The organism is Lysobacter soli, from assembly GCF_009755585.1.
Classification (GTDB): domain Bacteria; phylum Pseudomonadota; class Gammaproteobacteria; order Xanthomonadales; family Xanthomonadaceae; genus Lysobacter_J; species Lysobacter_J soli.
Window position 1 is genome coordinate 1,612,935 of sequence record NZ_CP046603.1, and the last position, 23,290, is coordinate 1,636,224.

The following is a 23,290-nucleotide window of genomic DNA, read 5'->3' on the forward strand; positions in this document are numbered from 1 at the left end:
CGATCACGGAGCGCCGCATGCCGCGCCGCCATTTCTCGATGTTGCGCGAGTTCCATCTCGCCGACTGGTTCACGCTGGGCAACGCCTTCTGCGGCACCGGCGCGATCTTCGCGGCGATGCGCTTCCTCCAGGACGGCGTGGTGAACGACCTGCTCATCGGCATGGCGCTGATCCCGCTGGCCTTCATCTTCGACGCGCTCGACGGCCGTGTCGCGCGCTGGCGCAAGTCGGCGTCCACGCTCGGGCGCGAGTTGGATTCGCTGGCCGACGTGATCTCCTTCGGCGTCGCGCCGGCCGCGCTGGCCTACGCCTGCGGCCTGCAGGGCGGCTGGGACTGGATCGTGCTGAGCTACTTCGTCGTCTGTGGCGTGAGCCGCCTGGCGCGCTACAACGTCACCGCCGAAGCGCTCTCGGGCGAGGACGACAAGGTGAAGTACTTCGAGGGCACGCCGATCCCGACCAGCCTGCTGCTGGTAATCGTGCTGGCCGTGGCGGCCTCGCAGGGCGCCATCGGCGCGAACCTGTGGCTGGGCATGGTGCAGCTGGGGCCGTGGCAGTTCCATCCGCTGGTGCTGATGTTCGCGCTCTCCGGCTCGCTGATGATCAGCAAGACGCTGCGCATCCCCAAGCCCTGACCGGGCGCCGTCGCGGCGGCGAAACACGGCGTTGGTACCATGGCCGCCTTCCCCGACGGCGGTGATGGCGATGCAGGGCGTTGACGATTTCGAAGCGTGGAACCGGCGGTACTGGAACGCCTGGGGCGACGCGCTGCGCGCGACGCAGCCGGCCGCGACGCCGACCATGCCCGGATGGAACGAGGCCGTGGACTGGTGGTCGCAGTTCGCCCGTGGCGGGCTGCCGCAGGGCGACGAGGCCGTGTCGCGCTTCAACGCGCAGGCGCAGGGCTGGTTCGGGCAGATGCAGCAGCTGGCCGCGCAGTTCGCCGGGCGCAGCGCCAACGCGGGCGACATCGCCTCCGCCTGGAAGCAGGCGCTGGGCGGCGACGGTGCGAATCCGTTCGCGCAGGTGTTCGCGAACATGCCGGGCAGCGCGCAGACCGATCCGTCCAGGTGGTTCGAAGCCTTTGCGCCCATGCTGCAATCGATGCAGCACGGCGCACAACCGTGGGACGGTCGCGCATGGCTGTCGTTGCCGGCCTTCGGCTTCGCGCGCGAGCATCAGGAACGCTGGCAGCAGCTGGCGCAGGCGCAGGTCGAACTGCAACAGCAGAGCCAGGCCTACCAGGCGCTGCTCGCCGAAGCCGGGCAGGACGCCTTCGCGCGATTCGAACGCAAGCTGGAGGAGCGCAGCGCGCCGGGCAAGCAGCTCGACTCGGTGCGCGCGCTGTTCGACCTGTGGATCGACGCGGCGGAGGAGGCGTATGCCGACGTCGCGCTGTCGCCGCGTTTCCGCGATGCCTACGCCGCGCTGGTCAACGCGCAGATGATGCTGCGCGGGCGCATGCAGAAGGAAGTCGAGCAGCTGGGTTCGCAACTGGGCATGCCGACGCGGACCGAAGTGGATTCGGCGCATCGCAAGATCGTCGAACTGGAGCGCGAACTGCGACGCCTTCGCGATGCGATAGAAGCCTTGTCGCGGCAGGCGTCGCGACCCGAGGCGCGCAGCGCGCCGGCGGAGGAAACCCGATCGTCTGCCGCACCGAAGAAGGCCGCGCCAGCAAAACCTGCTGCAAAGAAGGCGCCCGCCAAGGCGACGAAAGCCGGCAAGCCGGCGAGCAAGAGCGGGAGGACGCGCTGATGGACGCTTTCGGCCCGTTGGGCTTCACGCCCGATTCGCTGGCGCAGGAATCGCTGCGCTTCCAGGCCAAGCTCCGCGCCGGCCTGGACACGCTGCACCAGGTGCACGACATCGATTACGGCGCGACCGCGCGCGAGGAAGTCTGGCGCGACGGAAAGGTCGTGCTGTACCGCTTCCGCGGCAACACACTTCCCAACGGACGGGCGCCGACCGCGCGCGTGCCGCTGCTGATCGTCTACGCGCTGGTGAACCGGCCGTACATGGTGGACCTGCAGGACGACAAGTCGATCGTGCGCGGCCTGCTGGAACGCGGCGAGGACGTGTACGTGCTCGACTGGGGCTATCCCGACCGCTCCGACCGCTACCTGGAACTGGACGACTACATCCAGCGCTACATCGGCGGGGCGGTGGACCACCTGCGCGGCGAATACCGCATGGACGGCATCAACGTGCTCGGCATCTGCCAGGGCGGCGCGTTCTCGCTGTGCTACACCGCGCTCAATCCACACAAGGTGCGCAACCTCATCACCATGGTGACGCCGGTGGATTTCCACACCAGCGACAACATGCTGGGCAACTGGACGCGCGGCCTCGACGTGGACCTGTTCGTCGACACGCTGGGCAACGTGCCGGCAGACGTCATGAACTGGTGCTACCTCACGCTCAAGCCGTGGCGCCTGTTCGTGCAGAAGTACGTGGGCATGGTAGACGTGCTGGACGATCCGAAGGCGCTGGAGGATTTCCTGCGCATGGAGAAGTGGATCTTCGACTCGCCCGACCAGGCCGGCGAGGCGTTCCGCCAGTTCGTGAAGCAGTTCTACCAGGGCAACGGTTTCATCAAGGGCGGCATCGACATCGGCGGGCGCGCGGTGAACCTGCGCAGCATCGAGGTGCCGATCCTCAACATCTACGCCGAACAGGACCATCTGGTTCCGCCGGCGTCGTCGAAGGCGCTGGCGGGGCTGACCGGAAGCGACGACTACAGCGAGCTCTCGTTCCGCGGCGGCCACATCGGCATCTACGTTTCCAGCCGCGCGCAGCGCGAAGTGCCGCAGGCGATCCACGACTGGCTGGGCCAGCGGGCGCGGTAATCGCCCGATCCGCCCGTAGCGCGTGACGAAGGTCCGCATACGCGCATGCGAACGCGCGGCGTCGACGTCGCGCGTGCGAAACTGCGGCGATCCAGAAGGACGCATACCGTGATCCGAATCCTCCTCATCGCCTGCCTCGCACTGCTCGGCGCCTGCGTTGCGCATCCCGCCACGACCACCGCGCCCCCCGCGGCCGTCAGCGATTCGGCCCGGTGGGAACCGGACATCACCGCGTTCGAACAGGCCGACAGCGTCGTGCGACGCCGGCCGGGCGGCGTGGTCTTCGTCGGTTCGTCCTCGATCCGGCTGTGGGACTCGATTCCCGACGATTTCCCCGGCGTGCCGATCATCAACCGCGGGTTCGGTGGCTCGCGCGTGCGCGATTCGACGTATTACGCCGATCGCATCGTCACGCCGTACTCGCCCAGCGCGATCGTGTTCTACGCCGGCGACAACGATTTGTACGAAGGCCGCACGCCGAAGCAGGTACGCGACGACTTCGCCGCGTTCGTCGACAAGGTACGCAAGGAGCTGCCGCGCACGCGCATCGCGTTCGTGTCGATCAAGCCCAGCCCGTCGCGTGCCGCGCTGCTGCCGCAGATCCGCGAGGCCAACGCGCTCGTGCGCGAGTTCGCGCAGCAATCCGAAGGCGTGGATTACCTCGACGTCTTCCTGCCGATGCTCGATGCGCAGGGCCAGCCGCGCGAGGAACTGTTCGTCGCCGATCGCCTGCACATGAATGCGAGCGGATATGCGATCTGGGCCGGCGTCGTGCGGCCGTGGCTGGCGGCGCAGCCCGCGCCGTGAGCATTCCACGCGCCATTGCGACGCTGCTCGCCGGCGCGATGATGGCGCTGCTGGCAGCGTCGGCGGCGGCCGCGCCGCCGCCGCAGGCGCAGCGCGAGATCGAACAGCTGATCGACGCGCTCGGCCGCTCCGGGTGCGACTTCCAGCGCAACGGTTCGTGGTATCCGGCCAGCGAGGCGCAGGCGCACCTTCGCCGCAAGTACGACTACCTGCGAAAGCGAGACCTCGTCGCCACCGCCGAGCAGTTCATCGAGCGCGCGGGCACGCAGAGCAGCATGAGCGGCAAGGCCTACGCCGTGCGATGCCCGGGGCAGGGGACGGTACCGTCGGCGCAATGGCTCGGCGCGAAGCTCTCGCAATTCCGTCACGCGACACCCTGACGGCCGGCGCTAGACTCGCGCGCGTCGGCCGGCCTGGCCTTGCGAGCACGCGCCATGAACGTCACCCGCACGCTTACCCGCTCCCGCCACGACCGCATGATCGCCGGCGTGCTCGGCGGCATCGCCCGAAGATTCGGCTGGAATTCGACGCTCACGCGCGTGTTGTTCGTGCTGGTGTCGATCGCCTCGGCGGCGTTCCCGGGCGCGCTGGTCTACCTGATCCTCTGGCTGCTGATTCCCGAAGGCGACTGATGCGGGCGTCTCGCGTGTCGTTCGCGATGCGCTAGGCTTCGCGCATGCCGATGCTTCGACGATTCGCGATCGCGCTGGGCGCGCTGTGGACGCTGCCGAACACGTTGGTCGGCCTGATGCTGGGCGTGGTCGGGCTCGCCTTCGGTTCGCACGCGCACTGGCGCCGACGCGAGTTGGCGCTGGTGTTTCACCGCTGGCCGTGGGGGCCGGGCGGGGCGATCACGTTCGGCAACGTGATCCTGCATACCGGCGACGACCTGGATTCGCCCTGCGTGACCTATGCCCATCGCGCGGGTCACGGTGAGGAAGCGCCGATCGTCCTGGCCGACCACGAACGCGCGCACGTGTATCAGTACCTCGCGCTCGGGCCGCTGTTCCTGCCGCTGTATCTGTTGTCGGGCGGAATCAGCGTGCGCAACCGTTTCGAACGCGCAGCCGATCGCTATGCGAGCACGGGACGGGGCTGGTGGCCATGGTCGGCCTCGTAGCGACGTCTCATTCGAACGAAATCAGCTGGCCCTCGCTCTTCCACGCCGCGAAACCTCCGGCGAGCGGGCGAACGCGCTTGAAGCCGCGCTTGTTGAGCGCGCGCGCGAGCACGGCAGCAGAGGCTTCGTTCGGGCAATCGCAGTAGACGATCACTTCCTCGCGCGGCATCAGGGGCGCTTCGGCGACGGTCTGCACGAAGACCGAGCCGGGAATCCAGCCGGTTTGCGCGCGCTGCGGCTCCGATCGCACATCGAGGATGAGCGGCGGCGATTCGCCATCCATCAGCGCACGCAGCTCGGCCGGCGTGATCCGCGCCATGCGCAACTGGCGCTGGAACATGCGGCGGCGCCACAGCTTCCACAGCACGAAGGCGGCGATCAGCGCGAGCACGACCGGAACCGTCATGCGGCCCAGCGTTTCGAGGCGATCGAGAACGTCGTTCACCGCTTCGTGGAAGATCGCGCCCAGGGCCACCGCGACACCGGCCCACAACACGGCGCCGATGCCGTCGTACAGGAGGAAGCGGCCCGCGCGCGTGCCGGTTTCGCCAGCCAAGGTCGTCGCCACGGCCGCGAAGCCGGGGATGAACTTGGCGACGATCAGCGAAGGCGGACCCCATCGCCCGTAGATGCCGCGCGTCATCAGCACGCAAGAGTCCGGCGAAAGCGACAGGCGGCACATCAATCGCAGCAGCTTCGCGCCGAGCCGCCGCCCGCCTACATACCAGAGCCAGTCCGCAAGGACGGCCGCGAGAGCGGCCACCGCGACGATCGGCCACACGCTGCGCCCCTGGTCGGTCGCGAGCGCGGCGGTGAGGATGATCGGCGGATACGCCGGCACGGGAATGCCGCCCTGGTCCAGCAACACGCTGACGAAGACGACGAGCAGGCCGTAGACGGCGATGAGGTGGAGGAGGGTGTCCATGCGGCCGCGGGGGCCCTGGCGCGCGGGGGCGATGTCGCAATGGTAGGCCCGTGGCCGGGCACCGGGTAGCGCATTCCGTGCATTGCTGCGTGTCGCCGGTGCGGCCTTGCGCCGGCGGTCCGGGTGGGACGTCAGCCGATGTGGAAGCTCGCCCGGGTGCGACCGAGGCGCTGCCCGTTCGGGCCGAAGCTCTGTTCGACGAACGTCACGCGGGCCTCCTCGATCAACACGATGGAACTGCAGCGCGTGCCGTAGCGCTCGCCGCGCACGAACGGCGGGGACAGCAGGCGTTCCAACGGCAGGCCAACGCCGGTGTCGGGCAGGGTGTCGTCGGGGGCCGGTGTGGTGTCGGCCAAGGCATCGAACAGCGGCGCAAGGGCTTCGTCGCCGGTCTGGCCATCGAGGGCGGCGGCGCTCGCGAGCCAGCGCTCCAGGGCCCGCGTCGCATGGCCGCTCTTGGGCCAGGGCGCGTCGAAATCCCCGTTCGACATGGCGTGAAGGCCGGGCGTCACGTCGTACGTCCGGAACTGCGGGTAATTGCTGGCGAACGCGAGTCGGCGGCCATCGAAGGCCAGCATGTTGAAACGGCCGAACCCGGCCGCTTCGGGAGCGAGGCCGGCCAACGCATCGACGCTGCCGTCGTCAGCCACGAACTCCCGCACTAGCGCGCCGCGCGAGCGGGGCATGGGGCCTTCCGCGGCGCCCGCTCGTACGTTCGTGACGGCGGCAAGCCGGCCGCGGGTGGACGCCATCAGCCAACTCCCGCCCGCGAGCAGGTCGCGCCCGCCATAGAGCGCCGGATCGACCGGGTCCACGCCGGCGGGCGCGGCCGGCCGGTCGTGCGCTTCGTCGCGGTTGGCGATCAGCGCCAGCCGGTAGCGTGGATGCTGCTTCCACGAAAGGGCAATCAGGCACATGCGTGTATGTCGGCAGGAGGAATGGAAGTTGCGTTCAGCTGGGGCGGCGGGACCGTTGTAGGGATAGTCCTACAAAGCAGCGCAGCCCTCGCTGACTGTGGCGCCGCGAAAACCTTGGCAGCCTATGAACCCTGTCCCCGCACGTCCATTCCGGACGCCCCCCGTCGGGAGGAGCCCTCCGATGTACCGCGTCGAACTATCGCGCCATGACGGCGGCGTCCTGCAGCAGCAGATCGCCGAAGCCAGCGCCGATTACGCCAGTGCCGAAGCCGCGCTGGCCGCGGTGCTGCCCAAGGCAAAACGTTGCGCGGAGCGGAGCAGCCAGGCGCTGTGGCTGCGCATCTACGACGAGCGTTCCCGGGTGGTGTTCGGTACGCTCCTGCCCTGAGCAGCGGCGCCTTTCGCGTCGCCCACCGTCTCCTCGGAGCACGACATGGGCAAGAAGGAGTTCGAAGCCTCCATCGCCAGCGGCGGCCACCATCGCCTCGCGCAGATGATCGGCGAATGGGAAGGCACGTTCCGGCTCTGGTTCCAGCCCGACCACGTCGCCTGCGAAGCGCCGCAACGCGGCACGATCCGCGGCATCCTCGACGGCCGTTTCCTGCTGCACGAATACCGCAGCCGTTTCGGCGACGAGCCGATCGAAGGCGTCGCCATCTACGGCCTGCACCTGGACGACAACGCCTACGAATCGGCGTGGGTAGAAAGCTTTGGTACCGGCACCAGCATCATGTTCTCGGCGGGACCGGCCGCATCGGAGCACTTCAACGTGCTCGGCAGCTACGGCGACGGCCAGGGCGGCCCGCGCTGGGACTGGCGGACCGAAATCGAACAGCCCGATCCCGACCAGCTCGTCATCACGATGACGAACATCTCGCCGCAGGGCGAGGCGGCGAGGGCGGTCGAAGTGCGGTATCGGCGCGTGGCGAACACCGGCCTGTAATCGAGGGATTTCAGGCGCCCGCGGGCCGCAATTTCAGCGCCAGCCCATTCGCAGCGATCGCAAACGAGTCCGCATCGATGCGATCGACCGCCGCGCCGTCGCTCAGATGATACGAACGCAACCCTTCCACCACGCGTCGCTCTCCGGCGCCGCGCGTTTCGATCAGCGTGCGACGCACATGGATCGTGTAGCGGTTGCCGGCTTCGTCGTACGCGCTGAAGGTGTCGTTGGGCATCATCCACTCCCCGTTGTGGTGCGACGCATACGATCGGCGCTGGTTGTCTCCTGGCGTGAGACTGTGCGGCGATCACTTCGCACACGAAGACGGCGCTGGCACGACGAACAAAAAACCCGCGATCGCTCGCGGGGTTCTGTCTGGTGCCGGAAGTGGGACTCGAACCCACACGCTTTTAAGGGCGGCGGATTTTGAGTCCGCTGCGTCTACCGATTCCGCCATTCCGGCGCGGCGGTGCAGTATAGCCGAGGGGCCGGGTCGCGGTGCAGCGTTACAGGCTCAGGCCGCCGTAGCGGGCCATCGCGGCAGCCAGGACGAAGATCGCCGCCAGCAGGATCAGTTCGAAGCGGACGATCGCACGCATGCGGGCGGTTTCGGCGGCGTCGGGCAGGAAGATCGGGTTGGCGGCCAGCGCCTTGCGCCAGCGCAGGAAACGCATCGTCGGCAGGATCGAGAGCAGGCCTACCAGCACGAACGCGCCCATCTTCGCGTGGAACCACGGGTTGTGCAGGTAGAAGTCATGGCCCTTGATGCCGAAGGCGACACGCGCGATGCCCACCGCGATCAGCGCCATGGCGGTCATCCCGTAGCCCATGTCGATACCGGCCAGGCGTTGGAGCGACACGCGGTCCAGCGTGCCGCGCAGCAGGACCGATTCGGCGACCAGCATCGAAACCAGGCCGAAGACGAGCAGGTGGTGGAGCGAAGCGAGTACGAAGTCGATCAGCACGTGGCGCGCTCCTGGCGATGAATGCGGCCCACGCTAATGCCGCCGCGGGACGGCGGCCAGACGCCGAAGGTCAGTAATGTGACGGCCGGCGCTGCCGGCAGGGTTCAGGCGGCTTCGTCGGTGCGCAGCGTCTTGGCGACGCGCGAGAACCACTCGCCCTGATCCGGGACGAACGTCGCGCAGGATTCCATCGCCGCCTTGTAGATGTGCAACGACACCGCGACAGCGTCGGGGCTGACGTTCCGGATCGTGTGGTACTCATGCGGCGGAATCAGGCTGCCCGCGCTGCCCGGACCGGCATGCATGCCACCCGCGGCGCGGAAGCGGTAACGATCGCCCTCGCGTTCGAGCAGCTCGTACTGCGTGATCTCCAGTTCGCCGTCCCACACGCCTTCCACGCACCACAAGCCGCAGTGGTCGTGCACCGGCGTGCCCTGGCCCGGGCCCCAGGTCATCGCGACGACGCTGTAGCCAAGCTCCGGGCTGCGGTAGAGCTCGCGGCGCGCGTAGTGGTCGGCGATGGGCTCGTGGACGCAGGCCGGCAGCTGCACGTCGCGGTCGCGGATCATGCCGCACAGCGTGCTGCGCAGCGCGGACGTCACGGCATGTTCGTCGCCGCTCGACACCGCGGCATCGATGGCGGCGACCAGCTTTTCGTGGCCGGGGAAGTGCAGGTCGGGCAGCGCGTCGTGAGCGTTCATGCGCCGATTCTACCGCGCGGCGCGCTTGGCCTTTCTTGCGCTGCGTCAATCCGCGCGGGGTTGCCAGACGAAAGCAGGGCGCTTGAGCCGGCTTAGAGGGCGTTCAGGAAGCCTTCGACCGCCGGTCCGAAACGCGCGATATCCACCAGGAACGCGTCATGGCCCTGCGGCGATGGCAACGGCAGGAAGGTGGCCTCGGCACCGCCGGCGCGCAGGCCTTCGGCGATTTCCTCCTGCTGCTGCAGCGGGAACAGGATGTCGGTGTGCACGCCGATCGCCAGCGCCTTCCCGATGCGGATGCTCGCCAGACCCGCGCGCGTGTCGGCTTCGCCGTTCTGGCGTGTCGCGCAGTATTCCCCGATGTCGAACCAGTCCATCGACCGGCTGAGATACAGGTAGCAATTGGGATCGAACCGTCGCACGAAACGTCGCGCGTGGCCTTCCAGGTAGCTTTCGACTTCGAACTCAAGACCGAAGGGATCTTCGTCGGCGCGGTCGGAATCCAGCCTCACGCGACCGAAGCGGCCGTCCCATTCCAGTGCGGAGCGATAGGTGATCACACCGAGCTTGCGCGCCATGCGCATGCCCGACTCGGGGTAGTGCGCATCGTCGTACTGACCGTGGTTCCAGTTCGGATCCAGGCGGATCGCCTCACGCTGCAGCGAACGGATAGCGATCGAGAAGGGCAACGCTTTCGCCGCGCCGGAGATGTTGATGTGATGTTGCGCCAAGCCGGGATGACGAAGCAGGAACGCCAGCGCCGTCATCCCGCCCATCGAGTTGCCGATGAGGCACGCGATGCGATCCAGGCCCAGTCCGCGCACGAGATGCGCGGCGGCATCGGCGCCGTCTTCGACCGAAAGATCCGGGAAATCCAGGCGATACAGCGCGCCCGTCAGCGGGTTGATCGACGCCGGGCCGGTGGAACCCTTGCAGCTTCCGAGCGAGTTCACGCAGATCACGAACCAGCGGTTCGTGTCGATGGGCTTGCCCGGGCCGAGCATCGCTTCCCACCAGCCCGGTTCCGGGTTGGCTTCATTGCTCGCGGCGTGCGCATCGGGCGAAAGGCCGGTGACGATCAGCACCGCATTGTCGCGCGCGGCGTTGAGGGTGCCCCAGGTTTCGTATGCGACGCGGGCGCCGTGCAGTTCGCCGCCGCGTTTCATCGGGAACGGGGAGGGAAGGTCGAACCAGCGCGTGCCGGGCGGGATGAATTCGGTCATGGCGCAAGCTTAATCGCCCCGGTGGCGATAGGGCATCACGGTTGCGATTGCGGGCATGCCGGAACGTACGGTTACGTGCCGTCGTCCATCCGTCCGCGGCTCCTTACGGACGAACGGAATCGATCACCAGTTCGATCGCGCCGGACGTCTTCGATGGCGTCGCCTTCGCTTCCAGATCGCCCGATTTCGGCATCGCATCGCCGCTGGCGGAGATGCGCGCGAGCACGTCGACCGCCTCGAGCTGCGACAGCTTCATCGTCGGCATCGGGCTGTCGCCGTCGTCGAGCACGACCTCACGCGGGAAGCCGGCGGCGGGGAGCTTCTCGACCGCCACCGGCATCGGCGGGCCACCGGCCTGGCGCGCGATGACGAACAGCGTCGCGTTCGGCGGGATCTTCGCGGCGAGTTCCGGCGCGACCGACACCTTCACCTTCAGCCCGCCCTGTGCAGGCGTTTGGGCTGCAGCCGTGGCCGCTGGCAGCGGCGACAGCCCGGCTTCGGCACGCGCTGCGTCGATCTGCGCGCGCAGCGGCGCCGCAGCTGCGGCGTCGACGACGGAAAGCAGCGGCTCCCACGTCCGCGCCGCTTCAGCCGGCTGCGATGCCTGTCGTTGCGCGATGCCGAGGAACCAGCGCGCGCGCTGGTGCATCGGTTGGAGTTCGATCGCGTGGCGCAACATCGCGACGCCTTCGGCGTCGAAGCGGCGTTCCGGCGCGGCGAGGGCGCGCATCTCGGCACCTTCGGCCAGCAGGTCCGGATCGTCCGGCGCGAGCTTGAGCGCGCGGGCCAGCGCGTCGGACGCCTTCGCGGCATTGCCCTGCGCGATGTAGGCGCGGGCAAGCAGGCGCCAGCCCTCGACCTGGTTGGGATCGCGCTGCAGCTCGCCTTCGAGCTTTACGATGGCGTCTTCCAGCGTGCGCGGCATCTCGCGCTGCGCCGGGTCAAGCGCGGCTGGCGTGCCGATCGCGAAGTAGGTCGTCGCGGTGGCGAGCGTCAGCCCGGCGATCACCGCGATGCCGGCCACGCGGCGCGTGCGCCACAACGGTCGCAGCACGTACGCCAGCGTCAGCACGGCCAGCACGAGGCCGGCGATCACGAAACCCCACATCGCACCGCCCATCACCACTCCTGCTCTTCGTTGCGATCAGCCGTGCGTTCGTTGTCGGCCTGTGCGGACGGACGCGAGCGGCGTCGCAACGCGCCAACCACGATGAGGCCGCCGGCCAGCAGCACCAGCGCGGGGCCGAACCACAGCAGCCACGTCTTGCTCTCGACCTGCGGGCGGTACAGCACGAACTCGCCGTAACGCGCCACGAGGAAATCCTTGATCTCCTCGTCGCTCTTGCCCTTGCGCATCAGTTCGAGCACTTCTCGGCGAAGGTCCACCGCGATCTGCGCATTGGAATCGGCCAGCGACTGGTTCTGGCACATCACGCAACGCAGCTCGCTTACCAGCGCATGGAAGCGCGTTTCCTCGGCGGTGTCGGCGAAACGCAACGGCGTGGCGTCCGTGGCGACCTGCGCGAATGCGGGGGTGCCCGACAGCATCAGCGCGAAGGCCAGCAGCAGCGCGCGCATCACAGCGGCTTGCCCTGTCCGGCTTGCGCGTCGATCTGCGCAAGCTTGGGCAGCAGTTCGTTCGCGATCACCTCGTCGGTGAGCGGGCCGACGTACTTCCAGCGGATGATGCCGCCGCCATCGACGAGGAAGGTTTCCGGCGCGCCGTAGATGCCCCAGTCGATCGCGGCCTTGCCGTCGTAGTCGGTGAGGACCATCAGGTACGGATTGCCGAACTGCTCGAGCCAGCGCAAGGCGTCGGCGTGTTCGTCCTTCCAGTTGAAACCGATCACGCGCAGGCGCTTGGTTTCGGCGAAGCGCGTGAGCACGGGATGTTCGTCGCGACATGCCGGGCACCAGCTGCCCCACACGTTCAGCAGGTACGGTGCGCCGCGCAGGTCCTTGTCGGTGACCAGGCGCCCGGCTTCGTGCAGCACCGGCAGGCGGAAGGCGGGCGCAGGCTTGCCGATCAGCGGCGAGGGCAGGGCATCGCGGTTGGGATTGCGGCTGAGCAGCACGCCGGCGAAGAGCAGCACGCCAAGTGCGGCGACGATCGCCAGCGGAATCCAGCGCATCGTGGATTTGCGCGGTGCGCTGTCGGGCGTATCGCTCATCGTGCGGGCTCCGGAGTCGGTTCGGTCGCGGTGATGGTCGGACTGCGCGCTTCGGCCACGCGGCGGAAACGCCGATCCGTCGCCGTCACGAACCCGCCCAGCATCATCAGCAGCGCGCCGGCCCAGATCCAGCGCACGAACGGCTTGATGTGCACGCGCAGCGCCCACGCATCGTTGCCAAGCGGCTCGCCCAGCGCGACGTAGAGGTCACGCGTGACGCCGCGCGCGATCGCGGCTTCGGTCATTACCTGGCCGCCGCTCGCGTAGGCGCGCTTTTCGGGATGCATGACGGTAAGCGGTCGGCCGTTCTCGAAGACGGTGACGGTGCCGCGGTCGGCTTCGTAGTTCGGTCCCTGCGAATGCGTTGCGCCGTCGAAGCGGAACGAATAACGGCCCAGTTCCACCGTCTGCCCCGGCGCGACGGCGAGCTCGCGCTGCGTCGTCAGGCCTTCGGTCAGCAGCGCGCCGACGAGGAACACCGCGACGCCAAAATGCGCGAGCGTCATGCCGAGCATTTCGGCGGTGAAGCGCTGGCCCGTGGTCTGGCTGCGCACGCGCGTCCACACGAAGCGCGCCGTGCCGAACAACACCCACGCCGCGCCGAGCACGCCGGCGGCAACCTTCAACGGCCCCTGCGGCGCCATGAAATACGCGATCGCCGCGAGCACGGCAGCCAGGCCGGCCCACGGCAGCAGCATCGCCATCGGCTTGGACGGCTGTTCGCGCTGCCAGCGCGTGATCGGGCCGAACGGCAGCAGCAGCACGAGCGGCGCCATCAGCAGCACGAACATCAGCGCGAAGTAGGGCGGGCCGACGGAGATCTTGCCCAGTTCGAGCGCGTCGGCGAGCAGCGGATAGAGCGTGCCGAGCAGCACCATCGCGCACGCGGTCGACAGCAGCAGGTTGTTGGCCAGCAGTAGCGTTTCGCGCGAGTAAAGTTCGAACGGCTTGCCGGCATCGTCCGACGAAGGCGCCTTCAGCGCGTACAGCAGGAGCGATCCGCCGACGACGATGCCGAGGAAGATCAGGATGAACAGTCCGCGCGCCGGGTCGGCCGCGAACGCATGCACGCTGGTCAGCACGCCCGAACGCACCAGGAACGTGCCCAGCAGCGAGAGCGAGAACGTGGCGATCGCCAGCAGCAGCGTCCACCCGCGGAAGCTGCCGCGCTTTTCGGTCACCGCCTGCGAATGCAGCAGCGCCGCGCCGGCGAGCCACGGCATGAAGCTCGCGTTCTCGACCGGATCCCAGAACCACCAGCCGCCCCAGCCGAGTTCGTAATACGCCCACCACGAACCCAGTGCGATGCCGAGCGTCAGGAAGGCCCAGGCGACGTTCGTCCACGGACGCGTCCAGCGCAGCCAGCGCGCATCGACCTTGCCGTCGAGCAATGCGGCGATGGCGAATGCGAACGGCACCGCGAAGCCCACGTAGCCCAGGTACAGCATCGGCGGATGGATGATCATCCCCGGATCCTGCAGCAGCGGGTTGAGGTCGCGACCTTCCGCCGCCGCTGGCAGCAGCCGCAGGAACGGATTGCTGGTGAAGATCAGGAACGCGAGAAAGCCCGCGCTCACCAGACCCATGACGCCGAGCACGCGTGCGATGACGGTCTCAGGCAGGCTGCGCGAGAAGCGCGCGACAGCTCCGGTCCACGCGGCCAGGATCAGCGCCCACAGCAGCAGCGAGCCTTCGTGCGCGCCCCACACCGCGGTGTAGCGGTACATCAGCGGCAGCAGCGAATTGCTGTTCTCGGCGACGTACTGCAGCGAGAAATCCTGCGTCACGAAACCGTGCGTGAGGATGACGAATGCGAAGGCCACCAGCGCCAGCTGCGCGTAGGCCGCCGGACGCGCGACGGCCATCCACGGTGCGACGCCGCGCTGCGCGCCGGCCAGCGGCAACGCCGCCTGCAACACCGACACCAGCAGCGCGAGGATCAGCGCGACCTGCCCGATCTCGCCCAGCACTTACTTGGCTTCCTTCGCCGCGCCGGCGGCGGGCGCGTTGACGTCGTGCTTTTTGTGCGCCATGCCCATCTTGTCGGCGACTTCCTTGGGCATGTAGTTCTCGTCGTGCTTGGCGAGGATTTCCTCGGCCACGAACACGTCGCCCTGCATGCGGCCGGTGGCGACGACGGCCTGCTTTTCGCGGAACAGGTCGGGAAGGATGCCGGTGTACTTCACCGGCATCTGCGCGTCGCCGTCGGTGACGCGGAAAGTGGCATCGAGCGAGCCCGGCGCGCGCTTGAACGAATCGGCCGCGACCATGCCGCCGAGGCGGAAACGCGCCTGTTCGCCGGCTTCGCCGCGCAGCACTTCGCTGGGCGTGTAGAGGTAGGCGATGTTGCGCTGCAGGGCCATCGCGACGAGCGTGGTGGCGATGCCGGCGGCCACGACCAGGGCGATGACCCAGAGCAGGCGGCGGCGACGGACGGGATTCATGCGGAAAGCACTCTCGAGCGGAATACGGCTAGCGGGTCAGTTCGGCGTCGCGGCCCGGGCGCGCGGCGTCGCGCGCGGCACGCAGGCGTGCGCCGCGCAACTCGCGACGGATCTGCAGCTTCGTGCTGACGAAGTCCCAGCCCAGCACGATGACGAACACCGCGTAGGCGGCGATCACGTAGTTCAGGTAGCTCATGCGCCGCGGCCTCCGGCCAGGTCGGCGACCCATGCCTTGCCGCTTTCGCGACGCAGGTTGTCGGCGCGCGCGCGCGACAGCAGCGCGCCGGCGAACCACAGCTTGGTGCCGATGACCATCCAGATGAGCGGGCCGTACATCGACGGATCCATCTTCGATTCGCCGAAGATCTGGATCGTCTGGCCCTGGTGCAGCGAGTTCCACCACACCACCGAATAGCGGATCACCGGCAGCAGCGCGACGCCGACGATCGCCAGCAGTCCCGCGGCGCGCGCGGCGGCGCGGCGGTCGTCGATCGCGTTGTACAGGCCGATCACGCCCAGGTAGAGGAACAGCAGGATCAGTTCCGTCGTCAGGCGCGGGTCCCAGTCCCACCACGTGCCCCACATCGGCTTGCCCCAGATCGAACCGGTGAGCAGGGTGATGAGGGTGAAGGCGGCGCCGATCGGGGCGCAGGCCATGGCGAGGATCTCGCACAGCTTGATGCGCCACACCAGCGCGATGGCCGCGTAAAGCGCCATCAGGCCGAAGACGGCCATGCTCATCCAGGCGCTGGGCACGTGGATGTAGAGGATGCGGAAGCTGTCGCCCTGCTGGTAGTCGGCCGGCACCTGGAACAGCGCGCCGTACAGGCCCCAGGCCATCACCAGCAGGCCGAGGCCGTAGCCCCAGGGCGCCCAGCGAGCGGCAAAGCGGTCGAAGTACGGCGGCGATCCGAGTTTGTGGAACCAGCGGATGATCGGATTCATCAGTTTCTCAGCCGGTCCGGTGGTGCGACCGGACGGTGGCGGTTGCGGCGGATTGTCGCGTTGGCCGGGACGTCGGCCCTTGATCTGGCTCAAAGCTCCCTGCGCCGTCCATCGTCCGTCGAACTCAACTCAGTGCGATGCGGATCGCGGCGGCGGCGGCGAGCGGGGCCACGACCAGCGCCACCGCCAGCCCGGCTCCGAGCAGCAGCAGCGCCCCGGTCGGATCCAGCCCCTGCGCCGAGGCAGCCACGCTGCCCGCGCCGAACACCAGCACCGGCACGTACAAGGGCAGCGCCAGCAAGGCTACGAGTATACCGGAGCGCCGCATCCCGACCGTCAGGGCCGCGACCACCGCGCCGATGAGGCTCAGCAGCGGCGTGCCCAGCGCGAGCGAGATCATGAGCACCGGCAACTGCTCGCGTGGCAGGTACAGCAGTTCGCCCAGGAACGGCGCGGCGATGAGCAGCGGCAACGCGGTCGTCGCCCAGTGGATGAACGTGCGCACGCCGACCAGCCATGCCAGCGGCACCGGCGCCAGCATCCACTGCTCGAGCGAGCCGTCCTCGGCATCGCCGCGAAACAGCGTGTCCAGCGAGAGCAGGCCGGCCAGCAGCATCGACACCCACAGCACGGCGGACGCGACCTTCGACAGCGCCGCCTTCTCCGCGCCCAGCGCGAGGGCGAACAGCGTAACCACGAGCAACGCGAACAGGGCAGGCTGCAGCGCATCGCCGCGACGGCGCCACAGCAGGCGGGCGTCGCGGGAGAGCAGGGCGCGCGCGGCGCCGACGAGGCTGGGCGAGGTGGAGGGCGTCATGCGGCGGCAGCCTTGTTCAGCACCAGCATGCGCGTGCGCACCGGCGGGGCGGCGTACGCGCCGTGGGTGGTGACCAGGGCCGCGCCGCCGTCGCGCAGGTGCGCCTGGACCATGCGGTTCACCAGTTCGATGCCTTCCAGGTCGAGGTTCGCGTAGGGCTCGTCGAGCAGCCACAGCGGCGCCGGCGACATCCACAGCCGGGCGAGCGACAGGCGCTTCTTCTGCCCGGCCGAGAGTTGGCGGGCGAGGGCGTCCTCGTAGCCGGCCAAGCCGACGATCGCCAGGGCGTTCTCCGGCAGCTGCGCGCGACGCCGGCCCTGCAGGCCGCACAGGAAATCGAGGTTCTCCATCGCCGTCAGGTCGGCCTTCAGACCGGGCAGATGGCTGAGATAGGCGATGGCCCGGGCGCGGCGGGCGTGCCCGGCAGGTTCGCCGTCCAGGTCGATCTCGCCCCCGTCCGAGCGCAGCAGCCCGGCGAGCACGCGCAGCAACGTCGTCTTGCCGGCGCCGTTGTCGCCCTGCACGAGCAGCGCTTCGCCGGCATCGACGCTGAAATCCAGCGGGCCGAACACCGGTTCGTCGTTGCGCGCGAAGCGCAGGCCGCGGGCGGCCAGCAGCGGCGGGGCGGGGCGGTCGTGGGGCGTCATCGGGAAAGCCGGGGCGGGCGGCGCCGCGAGGGCGGCCATTCTATTCGGTTCGCGAAAGCCGCCGCTTGCCGGCGTCGGGCGGCGGCGCGGCCCTGGCGTCCGCGGTCAGGCCGGCAACCAGTCGGTGTGGGCGACCGCGGCCCCGGCCGGGGGCGATGCGAGCATCCGCAGGCGCACTGGCTCGCCGGCGGCCCAGTCGAGCACGCCCGCCTGGCCGAATTCCTCCGCGAGCCTCAGCACGGTGCTCGCGTCCAGGTCGGCGACGAGCCAGCCCGGTTCGCGCCAGCGGCCGGCGACGTCCTGCGCCCAGGCCGGATGCCGCGTGGCGCCCAGCGTCTCCAGCTGCGCGACCAGCAGCGCGTCGGCGGCTTCGTTGGCCGTGTCCGAACGCGGCTGCGACGCCGGATTCCACGCGGTGATGAAGGCATAGCGCGACGCCGGGGCGTACGCCTCCAGGTCCAGCGCCGGCTCGCCCACGCGCAGCGGGAAGGCGTCGCCGTCGAGCACCACCACGTACTCCGCGGCGGCGTAGGCGCTGGCAAGCTCGGCGGCGTCGACGATCTGCAGTTCACGCATGCGGCAAGTGTCCACACCGCACATGACCGGTGCAATCGACGGGCGATGATGCCGGCCACGGCCGGGAGATGCGCAGATGAGCGTTCGTCATGACGCCGCCGTGCCCGCGTCCTTACACTTGGCGGTCCGCAACCCCACGTCGAGCTTCCCCCGCGATGACCCTGCAAACCAAGCTGCCGAAGGTCGGCACGACCATCTTCACCGTCATGTCGCAGCTCGCGATGGAGCACGACGCGGTCAACCTCGGCCAGGGTTTCCCGGACTTCAACGTGCCCGAACGCCTGATCGAAGCGCTCGACCGCGCGATGCGCGAGGGCAAGAACCAGTACGCGCCGATGACCGGCGTGCCGGCGCTGCGACAGGCGATCGCCGCCAAGACCGAGCGCTGCTACGGCCACCGTCCGGACGCGGACTCGGAAGTCACCGTCGTTTCGGGCGCGAGCGAGGCGATCTTCGACGCCGTTGCCGCCGTGGTACGACCGGGCGAGGAAGTGATCGTGCTCGATCCCTGCTACGACTCCTACGAGCCCGCGATCGACCTGGCCGGCGGCCGCGCGGTGCACGTGCCGCTGGATCCTGCGACCTTCGCGCCTGACTGGCGAGCGATCCGCGCCGCGGTGACGCCGAAGACGCGCCTGCTGATGATCAACTCGCCGCACAACCCGTCGGGCGCGATGTTCACCGCGGACGACATCGCGCAGCTCACGGCGCTGCTTCGCGATACGAACATCTGGCTGCTCTCGGACGAGGTGTACGAGCACATCGTGTTCGACGGTCGCCGCCACGAGTCCGTGCTGAGCTATCCGGAACTGCGCGAGCGCGCGTTCGTCGTGTCCAGCTTCGGCAAGACGTACCACTGCACGGGCTGGAAGGTCGGTTACTGCATCGCGCCGCCGCTGCTATCTGCGGAACTGCGCAAGGTGCACCAGTACAACACCTTCTGCACCTTCGCACCGGCGCAGTGGGCGTTCGCGGAGATGATCGAAGCCGAGCCGGAGCACTACGAACAGCTCGGCGCGTTCTACCAGTCCAAGCGCGACCGCTTCCGCGAACAGCTGCTCACCACGCGCCTGAAGCCGCTGCCGGTGCCGGGCGGGTATTTCCAGCTCGTGGATTATTCGGACGTGAGCGATCTGGACGATGCCGCCTTCTGCCGCTGGCTGACGACGGAGAAGGGCGTCGCCGCGATCCCGTTGTCGCCGTTCTACGAATCGCCGCCGTCGGGCCAGCGCCTGGCGCGATTGTGCTTCGCGAAGAACGAAGCGACGCTGGACAAGGCGATCGAGCGATTGCAGAAGCTCTGACGTGAACCCCACAAACACACGGGCACCGCAATGAACGACCTCCGCGTCACCCTCGTACAAGGCGACACCCGCTGGCACGATCCGGCCGGCAATCGCGATTACTACGGTGGACTGATCGCGCCGCTGCGCGGCACGACGGACCTGGTGATCCTGCCGGAAACCTTCACCAGCGGATTCTCGAACGACGCCATCGGCAACGCCGAAACGATGGCGGGCGCCACGGTCGAATGGATCCGCGAACAGGCCGCGCGCCTGGACGCGGCGGTGACCGGCAGCGTGCAGTTGCGCGACGGTGAAGGCGTCTACAACCGCCTGCTGTTCGCCACGCCAGACGGTGCGTTGAGCACGTACGACAAGCGCCACCTGTTCCGTTACGCGCGCGAACACGAACGCTACGCGGCCGGTCGCGATCGCCTCACGCTCGACTGGCGCGGCTGGCGCATCTGTCCGCTGGTCTGCTACGACCTGCGTTTCCCCGTGTTCTCGCGCAACCGCTTCGACGTGGAGCGCGCCGGCCAGCTCGATTTCGACCTGATGATCTTCGTCGCGAACTGGCCGTCTGCGCGCGCGTACCCGTGGAAGACGCTGCTGCGCGCACGGGCGATCGAGAACCTGTGCTACGTCGCCGCGGTGAACCGCGTCGGCACCGACGGCAACGGCCTGCATTACGCCGGCGACAGCGCGGTGATCGACTATGTCGGCCAGCCGGTGACCGAGTGCGCCGACGTCGAAACGGTGGTCACCGTGACGCTGTCCGCGGCCGAACTGGCGGCGCATCGCGAGCGTTTCCCCGCGATGCTGGATGCGGATGCGTTCGAGTTGTTGTGAGCCGTGATTCGGGATTCCCGATTCGGCAAGTGGCGTCCGAGCGCGTGAGGAAGCGAAGCCCGCCAGCCGTCGGGTTTCTGCCCTTGCGAATTGCGAATCAGCAATCACGGCTTTTCGCCGTCCGCCCGTAACGGGCGTACACTGGCCGGGCCGCGCCTTTGCGTCACGCGTGAAGCCGCCTTCGCGGCCTGCGGCAGTTCTGAAGCCATCGACAACGACCGAGCCCCGCGCCGCCCCGTGCGCCGCGTCGCGCCCGGCCTCCGTAGAAGGAGCCGTGCCATGTCGTCCGAAACCCTGTCCCCTCGCCTCCAGGAATTCCTCAGTTCCAATCGCGTCCACTACGACACGATGACGCACCCGCATGCGTTCACCGCACGCGACACCGCGGCCAGCGCCCACATCGACAGCCACGAGATGCTGAAGACCGTCATGGTGCGGCTCGACGGAAAGCTCGCGATGGCCGTGCTTCCGTCGGACGAATGGCTTGACCTCGCGCAGCTGCGCAAGGCCAGCGGCGCACGCGAGGTCGCGTTGGCGACCGAAGCCGACTTCAAGGATCGCTTCCCCGAATGCGAAGTCGGCGCGATGCCGCCGTTCGGCAACCTCTATGCGATGGAGGTGTACGCCGCGGCCAGCCTGGCCGATGACGATGACATCGCCTTCAACGCGGGCACGCATCGCGAGCTGATGCGCATGGGCTGGCACGACTTCGAACGCCTCGTGCATCCGCGCATGGTCGAGCTGGCGCGCCACTAACCGCATCGCGCGTGCAATGCACGGTGCAAAGTTCCCGCCGGGCGGCGGTCCGACGGACGTACTGCGCGGTTAACCTGCCGCGCCCAGATCGTGCATCCGGAGGCGTGGCTCAATGGAACTGAACGCCGTCTCGCGCTCGTGGCAGCGCATTCCGCCGACCGCGCGGACATGGATCCGGCGCGTCGCCTTCGCGCTTCTCGGCGTGTACGCGTTCTACCTGCTCGCGGGCAACGTGTTCATCAACACGCCGATCGGCGAATGGACGGCGAACCGCAAGCCGGAGAAGTTCCAGATCGAATGGGGGCCGGGCTACACCGTGTGGCCAGGCCGCGTGCACGTATGGGACGTGCGGATGAAAGGCCACGCCGGGCGCGCGACGTGGGCGGTGAATGCAGCGCGCGCGAATGGGCGTATCGCGATCCTTCCGCTGCTGCGAAAGACCGTGCGCGTGCCCGAGGTGATCGCGGTTGACGTGACAGGTGCGGTCGACATCGGCGGCGCGCGCAAGCCGCCGCTGCCGGCGCGCCCCGGCGGCTGGGTGCTGCAGTTCGATCGGATCCACAGCGACTCGATCCGCAACGGGCGTCTGGGCGACCTCGTGCTCGAAGGCCTGGGAAGCGCCGACGTCGGCTTCTACAAACAACTGCGCGGCGGCGCGCTGGAGCTGATGCCGTCCCGTGCGCATTTCGAGAACGTGCAGCTGCGCTACCGCAAGGAAGCACTGCTGCGCGACGGCCGCATCGATGCCGACTTCGCCATCGCGCGGCACACGCGCGAGCAGGCGCGCGGCATCGCGAAGCTGCTGTTGACCGACGCGAAGCTGAAGCTCGATGGCAAGGCGCCGACGCTGCGCGTCGAGGTCGATCCGCAGGGCCGCATCGCGCTGGCGAACGTCGCCGGCGATGGTCGCGCGCAGATCGACCTCGGCTTCGCACGTGGTTCGCTGACGCCGGGCAGCCGGCTGCGCTGGCACACGCCGGTCACCGGCCACGACGGACGCGGAGCGGCGTTCGACGATGCGCTGGACGTCGCGCTCGACGTGGATCGCGACATGCGCCTGGTCGCACGCGCGCCGGCACATGCCGAAGGGCGTCTGTCGCTCGATGCCGACATCACCGTCCGCGGCACGCAGGTGCCGCTGAAGGATCCACGCAGCCTGTTGCCGCGCAGCTCCGGGCACGTGGTCGGGCGCTGGCATTTCGCATCGCTGCGCTGGCTCGGCAATTTCTTCGATGCACCCTGGCTGTCGCTCGACGGCGCCGGCGTGGTCGACGCCGACGTGCGCGTGGTCGATGGCCGCGTCGCGGGTGGCAGTCGCGTCGGCGTGCCCGACGTGCAGGCGGTCGCGCACGTGATGGGCAATCGCATCGCCGGTCGCGCGAAGGCAGACGGTCGACTGGATGCAGGCCCGAACGACGAAGTGCTGCCGCGCCTGGAGTTGCTGATGGAGCGCTTCGACATCGCCGCCGACGATGCGCCGGGCAAGCCCTTCGTGCAGGGACAGAACCTGCGGCTTCTGCTGGAAAGCGTGTCCGGCGTGGAACGGCAGGCGCTGCGCCAGCCCGGCGCGATGAAGCAGGTCGGGCAGGCGATGCGCGCGCACCTCACCTTTGCCAACGCGCAGGTGCCGGACCTGCGGGCGTACAACCGCTACCTGCCCAATGAACACCTGCGTTTCGACGGCGGGGCCGGCACGCTGTCGGGCGACCTGACGCTCGATGGCGCGGGCGCGATCGGGCAGGGCACGCTCGGAGTGGACGCGCGTGCGGCCCGCATGCACCTAGCGGGCATCGCGCTGCGTACCGACGTCGACATCGACACCAAGCTGCGCCGCGCCGACCTGAAGCGCCACACGTTCAACATCGACGGCACGCGCCTGGCACTGCAGAACGTCAGCTTCACCGAACCCGGCGGCGAATCGCGCAGCGGATGGTGGACGCGCATCGACCTGCAGCGTGCGCGCATGGACTGGGACCGTCCGGTGAGCATCGATGGACGCGCGCAGATCGCGATGAAGGACGTCGGTTTCCTGCTTGCGCTGTTCTCGCGGAAGAAGGACTACCCGAAGTGGATGGGAAAGCTGATCGATTCCGGCCAGGCGCAGGCGAACGGCAACGTGCGCCTCGCCGGCAAGACGCTGCTGCTCAACGACGTGCACGCGAGCAACCAGCGCTATGACGTGATGGCGCGCCTGCGCCTGCACGGCAAGCAGCGCGACGGCAGCCTGTACGCGAAGTGGGGCGTCCTGAGTTGCGCGGTGGCCGTCGACAACGGGCAGCGCGACTTCCACCTGATCAAGGCACGCGAGTGGTACGACGCGCAGCCGCGTCTTTCCCCATGAGGACCGGTCGC

29 protein-coding genes and 1 tRNA gene are annotated in these 23,290 nt (G+C 68.6%); 13 read left to right on the plus strand and 17 right to left on the minus strand.

Going from position 1 to position 23,290, the window contains the following annotated elements; genetic code table 11:
* Nucleotides 1–17: 17 nt before the first annotated feature.
* The 7 genes from pssA (at nucleotide 18) to GOY17_RS07380 (ending at nucleotide 4,776) form a co-directional block, all read left to right on the plus strand.
* The gene (gene pssA / locus GOY17_RS07350) at nucleotides 18–635 is read left to right on the plus strand and encodes a CDP-diacylglycerol--serine O-phosphatidyltransferase (RefSeq protein ID WP_157029882.1); all 618 of its coding nucleotides are present in this window, start codon (nucleotides 18–20) and stop codon (nucleotides 633–635) included.
* Between the two features lie 70 nt (nucleotides 636–705).
* Complete coding sequence (phaE, locus tag GOY17_RS07355; protein ID WP_232338551.1) at nucleotides 706–1,758, plus strand: class III poly(R)-hydroxyalkanoic acid synthase subunit PhaE; 1,053 nt, start codon at nucleotides 706–708, stop codon at nucleotides 1,756–1,758.
* On the plus strand, nucleotides 1,758–2,849 hold the full coding sequence (locus GOY17_RS07360) for a class III poly(R)-hydroxyalkanoic acid synthase subunit PhaC (protein WP_157029884.1): 1,092 nt from the start codon (nucleotides 1,758–1,760) through the stop codon (nucleotides 2,847–2,849). The genes phaE and GOY17_RS07360 overlap by 1 nt, the downstream gene beginning before the upstream one ends.
* Nucleotides 2,850–2,894: 45 nt before the next feature.
* Nucleotides 2,895–3,656 (plus strand): SGNH/GDSL hydrolase family protein, encoded by a 762-nt coding sequence (locus GOY17_RS07365; protein WP_157029885.1) that lies wholly within the window; start codon nucleotides 2,895–2,897, stop codon nucleotides 3,654–3,656.
* A 38-nt stretch (nucleotides 3,657–3,694) separates the two neighbouring features.
* Nucleotides 3,695–4,036, plus strand: coding sequence for a YfeK family protein (locus GOY17_RS07370; RefSeq protein WP_157031635.1), 342 nt, complete (start codon nucleotides 3,695–3,697; stop codon nucleotides 4,034–4,036).
* 54 nt (nucleotides 4,037–4,090) lie between these two features.
* Entirely contained in the window at nucleotides 4,091–4,288 is a 198-nt protein-coding gene (locus GOY17_RS07375) for a PspC domain-containing protein (protein ID WP_115840635.1), read from the plus strand.
* Nucleotides 4,289–4,338: 50 nt separating this feature from the next.
* Nucleotides 4,339–4,776: a hypothetical protein gene (locus tag GOY17_RS07380; protein WP_157031636.1), complete on the plus strand. Its 438-nt coding sequence runs from the start codon at nucleotides 4,339–4,341 to the stop codon at nucleotides 4,774–4,776.
* A gap of 7 nt (nucleotides 4,777–4,783) precedes the next feature.
* Here the strand turns inward: GOY17_RS07380 and GOY17_RS07385 are convergent, their stop codons facing one another.
* Both GOY17_RS07385 and GOY17_RS07390 read right to left on the minus strand, forming a co-directional pair.
* Nucleotides 4,784–5,701, minus strand: a complete 918-nt coding sequence (locus GOY17_RS07385; RefSeq protein WP_157029886.1) for a rhodanese-like domain-containing protein — start codon at nucleotides 5,699–5,701, stop codon at nucleotides 4,784–4,786.
* Nucleotides 5,702–5,832: 131 nt separating this feature from the next.
* The gene (locus GOY17_RS07390) at nucleotides 5,833–6,618 is read right to left on the minus strand and encodes an NRDE family protein (protein WP_157029887.1); all 786 of its coding nucleotides are present in this window, start codon (nucleotides 6,616–6,618) and stop codon (nucleotides 5,833–5,835) included.
* 181 nt (nucleotides 6,619–6,799) lie between these two features.
* Here GOY17_RS07390 and GOY17_RS07395 point away from each other — a divergent pair, with 181 nt between their 5' ends.
* Nucleotides 6,800–7,006 (plus strand): hypothetical protein, encoded by a 207-nt coding sequence (locus GOY17_RS07395; protein WP_115840632.1) that lies wholly within the window; start codon nucleotides 6,800–6,802, stop codon nucleotides 7,004–7,006.
* Nucleotides 7,007–7,051: 45 nt separating this feature from the next.
* On the plus strand, nucleotides 7,052–7,561 hold the full coding sequence (locus tag GOY17_RS07400; RefSeq protein WP_115840631.1) for a DUF1579 domain-containing protein: 510 nt from the start codon (nucleotides 7,052–7,054) through the stop codon (nucleotides 7,559–7,561).
* A 10-nt stretch (nucleotides 7,562–7,571) separates the two neighbouring features.
* Here GOY17_RS07400 and GOY17_RS07405 read toward each other — a convergent pair whose 3' ends face one another.
* From GOY17_RS07405 to GOY17_RS07475, 15 genes are all read right to left on the minus strand, one after another.
* Complete coding sequence (locus GOY17_RS07405; RefSeq protein WP_147298534.1) at nucleotides 7,572–7,796, minus strand: hypothetical protein; 225 nt, start codon at nucleotides 7,794–7,796, stop codon at nucleotides 7,572–7,574.
* Between the two features lie 141 nt (nucleotides 7,797–7,937).
* A tRNA-Leu gene (locus GOY17_RS07410) sits at nucleotides 7,938–8,024 on the minus strand.
* A gap of 43 nt (nucleotides 8,025–8,067) precedes the next feature.
* Nucleotides 8,068–8,526 carry a DUF2214 family protein gene (locus tag GOY17_RS07415; protein ID WP_198173849.1) on the minus strand — a complete coding sequence of 153 codons (459 nt, stop codon included), beginning with the start codon at nucleotides 8,524–8,526 and terminating at the stop codon, nucleotides 8,068–8,070.
* Nucleotides 8,527–8,630: 104 nt separating this feature from the next.
* Nucleotides 8,631–9,227 (minus strand): cysteine dioxygenase family protein, encoded by a 597-nt coding sequence (locus GOY17_RS07420; RefSeq protein WP_232338552.1) that lies wholly within the window; start codon nucleotides 9,225–9,227, stop codon nucleotides 8,631–8,633.
* Between the two features lie 92 nt (nucleotides 9,228–9,319).
* Nucleotides 9,320–10,450 carry a homoserine O-acetyltransferase MetX gene (gene metX / locus GOY17_RS07425; RefSeq protein ID WP_157029888.1) on the minus strand — a complete coding sequence of 377 codons (1,131 nt, stop codon included), beginning with the start codon at nucleotides 10,448–10,450 and terminating at the stop codon, nucleotides 9,320–9,322.
* A gap of 103 nt (nucleotides 10,451–10,553) precedes the next feature.
* Nucleotides 10,554–11,570, minus strand: a complete 1,017-nt coding sequence (locus GOY17_RS07430) for a tetratricopeptide repeat protein (RefSeq protein ID WP_232338553.1) — start codon at nucleotides 11,568–11,570, stop codon at nucleotides 10,554–10,556.
* Nucleotides 11,570–12,031: a cytochrome c-type biogenesis protein gene (locus tag GOY17_RS07435; RefSeq protein WP_425477870.1), complete on the minus strand. Its 462-nt coding sequence runs from the start codon at nucleotides 12,029–12,031 to the stop codon at nucleotides 11,570–11,572. The genes GOY17_RS07430 and GOY17_RS07435 overlap by 1 nt, the downstream gene beginning before the upstream one ends.
* The gene (locus tag GOY17_RS07440) at nucleotides 12,028–12,621 is read right to left on the minus strand and encodes a DsbE family thiol:disulfide interchange protein (protein WP_115840627.1); all 594 of its coding nucleotides are present in this window, start codon (nucleotides 12,619–12,621) and stop codon (nucleotides 12,028–12,030) included. The genes GOY17_RS07435 and GOY17_RS07440 overlap by 4 nt, the downstream gene beginning before the upstream one ends.
* On the minus strand, nucleotides 12,618–14,591 hold the full coding sequence (locus GOY17_RS07445; protein ID WP_157029889.1) for a heme lyase CcmF/NrfE family subunit: 1,974 nt from the start codon (nucleotides 14,589–14,591) through the stop codon (nucleotides 12,618–12,620). The genes GOY17_RS07440 and GOY17_RS07445 overlap by 4 nt, the downstream gene beginning before the upstream one ends.
* Complete coding sequence (gene ccmE, locus GOY17_RS07450; protein ID WP_157029890.1) at nucleotides 14,592–15,065, minus strand: cytochrome c maturation protein CcmE; 474 nt, start codon at nucleotides 15,063–15,065, stop codon at nucleotides 14,592–14,594.
* 28 nt (nucleotides 15,066–15,093) lie between these two features.
* A complete protein-coding gene (gene ccmD / locus GOY17_RS07455) occupies nucleotides 15,094–15,261 on the minus strand; it encodes a heme exporter protein CcmD (RefSeq protein WP_157029891.1) in 168 nt (55 codons plus the stop codon).
* A complete protein-coding gene (ccmC, locus tag GOY17_RS07460) occupies nucleotides 15,258–16,010 on the minus strand; it encodes a heme ABC transporter permease CcmC (protein ID WP_157029892.1) in 753 nt (250 codons plus the stop codon). Before ccmC ends, ccmD begins: the two co-directional genes overlap by 4 nt.
* Before the next feature lie 124 nt (nucleotides 16,011–16,134).
* The gene (ccmB, locus tag GOY17_RS07465; RefSeq protein WP_157029893.1) at nucleotides 16,135–16,827 is read right to left on the minus strand and encodes a heme exporter protein CcmB; all 693 of its coding nucleotides are present in this window, start codon (nucleotides 16,825–16,827) and stop codon (nucleotides 16,135–16,137) included.
* Nucleotides 16,824–17,474 (minus strand): heme ABC exporter ATP-binding protein CcmA, encoded by a 651-nt coding sequence (ccmA, locus tag GOY17_RS07470; protein ID WP_115840622.1) that lies wholly within the window; start codon nucleotides 17,472–17,474, stop codon nucleotides 16,824–16,826. Before ccmA ends, ccmB begins: the two co-directional genes overlap by 4 nt.
* A 105-nt stretch (nucleotides 17,475–17,579) precedes the next feature.
* Nucleotides 17,580–18,050 (minus strand): DUF3293 domain-containing protein, encoded by a 471-nt coding sequence (locus GOY17_RS07475; RefSeq protein ID WP_157029894.1) that lies wholly within the window; start codon nucleotides 18,048–18,050, stop codon nucleotides 17,580–17,582.
* Between the two features lie 155 nt (nucleotides 18,051–18,205).
* Here GOY17_RS07475 and GOY17_RS07480 point away from each other — a divergent pair, with 155 nt between their 5' ends.
* The 4 genes from GOY17_RS07480 (at nucleotide 18,206) to GOY17_RS07495 (ending at nucleotide 23,279) form a co-directional block, all read left to right on the plus strand.
* On the plus strand, nucleotides 18,206–19,354 hold the full coding sequence (locus GOY17_RS07480; RefSeq protein ID WP_157029895.1) for a pyridoxal phosphate-dependent aminotransferase: 1,149 nt from the start codon (nucleotides 18,206–18,208) through the stop codon (nucleotides 19,352–19,354).
* Nucleotides 19,355–19,384: 30 nt separating this feature from the next.
* On the plus strand, nucleotides 19,385–20,182 hold the full coding sequence (locus tag GOY17_RS07485; protein ID WP_115840619.1) for an amidohydrolase: 798 nt from the start codon (nucleotides 19,385–19,387) through the stop codon (nucleotides 20,180–20,182).
* 279 nt (nucleotides 20,183–20,461) lie between these two features.
* Nucleotides 20,462–20,938, plus strand: a complete 477-nt coding sequence (locus GOY17_RS07490; protein WP_115840618.1) for an aminoacyl-tRNA deacylase — start codon at nucleotides 20,462–20,464, stop codon at nucleotides 20,936–20,938.
* A 112-nt stretch (nucleotides 20,939–21,050) separates the two neighbouring features.
* Nucleotides 21,051–23,279: an AsmA family protein gene (locus GOY17_RS07495; protein WP_157029896.1), complete on the plus strand. Its 2,229-nt coding sequence runs from the start codon at nucleotides 21,051–21,053 to the stop codon at nucleotides 23,277–23,279.
* Nucleotides 23,280–23,290: the final 11 nt, after the last annotated feature.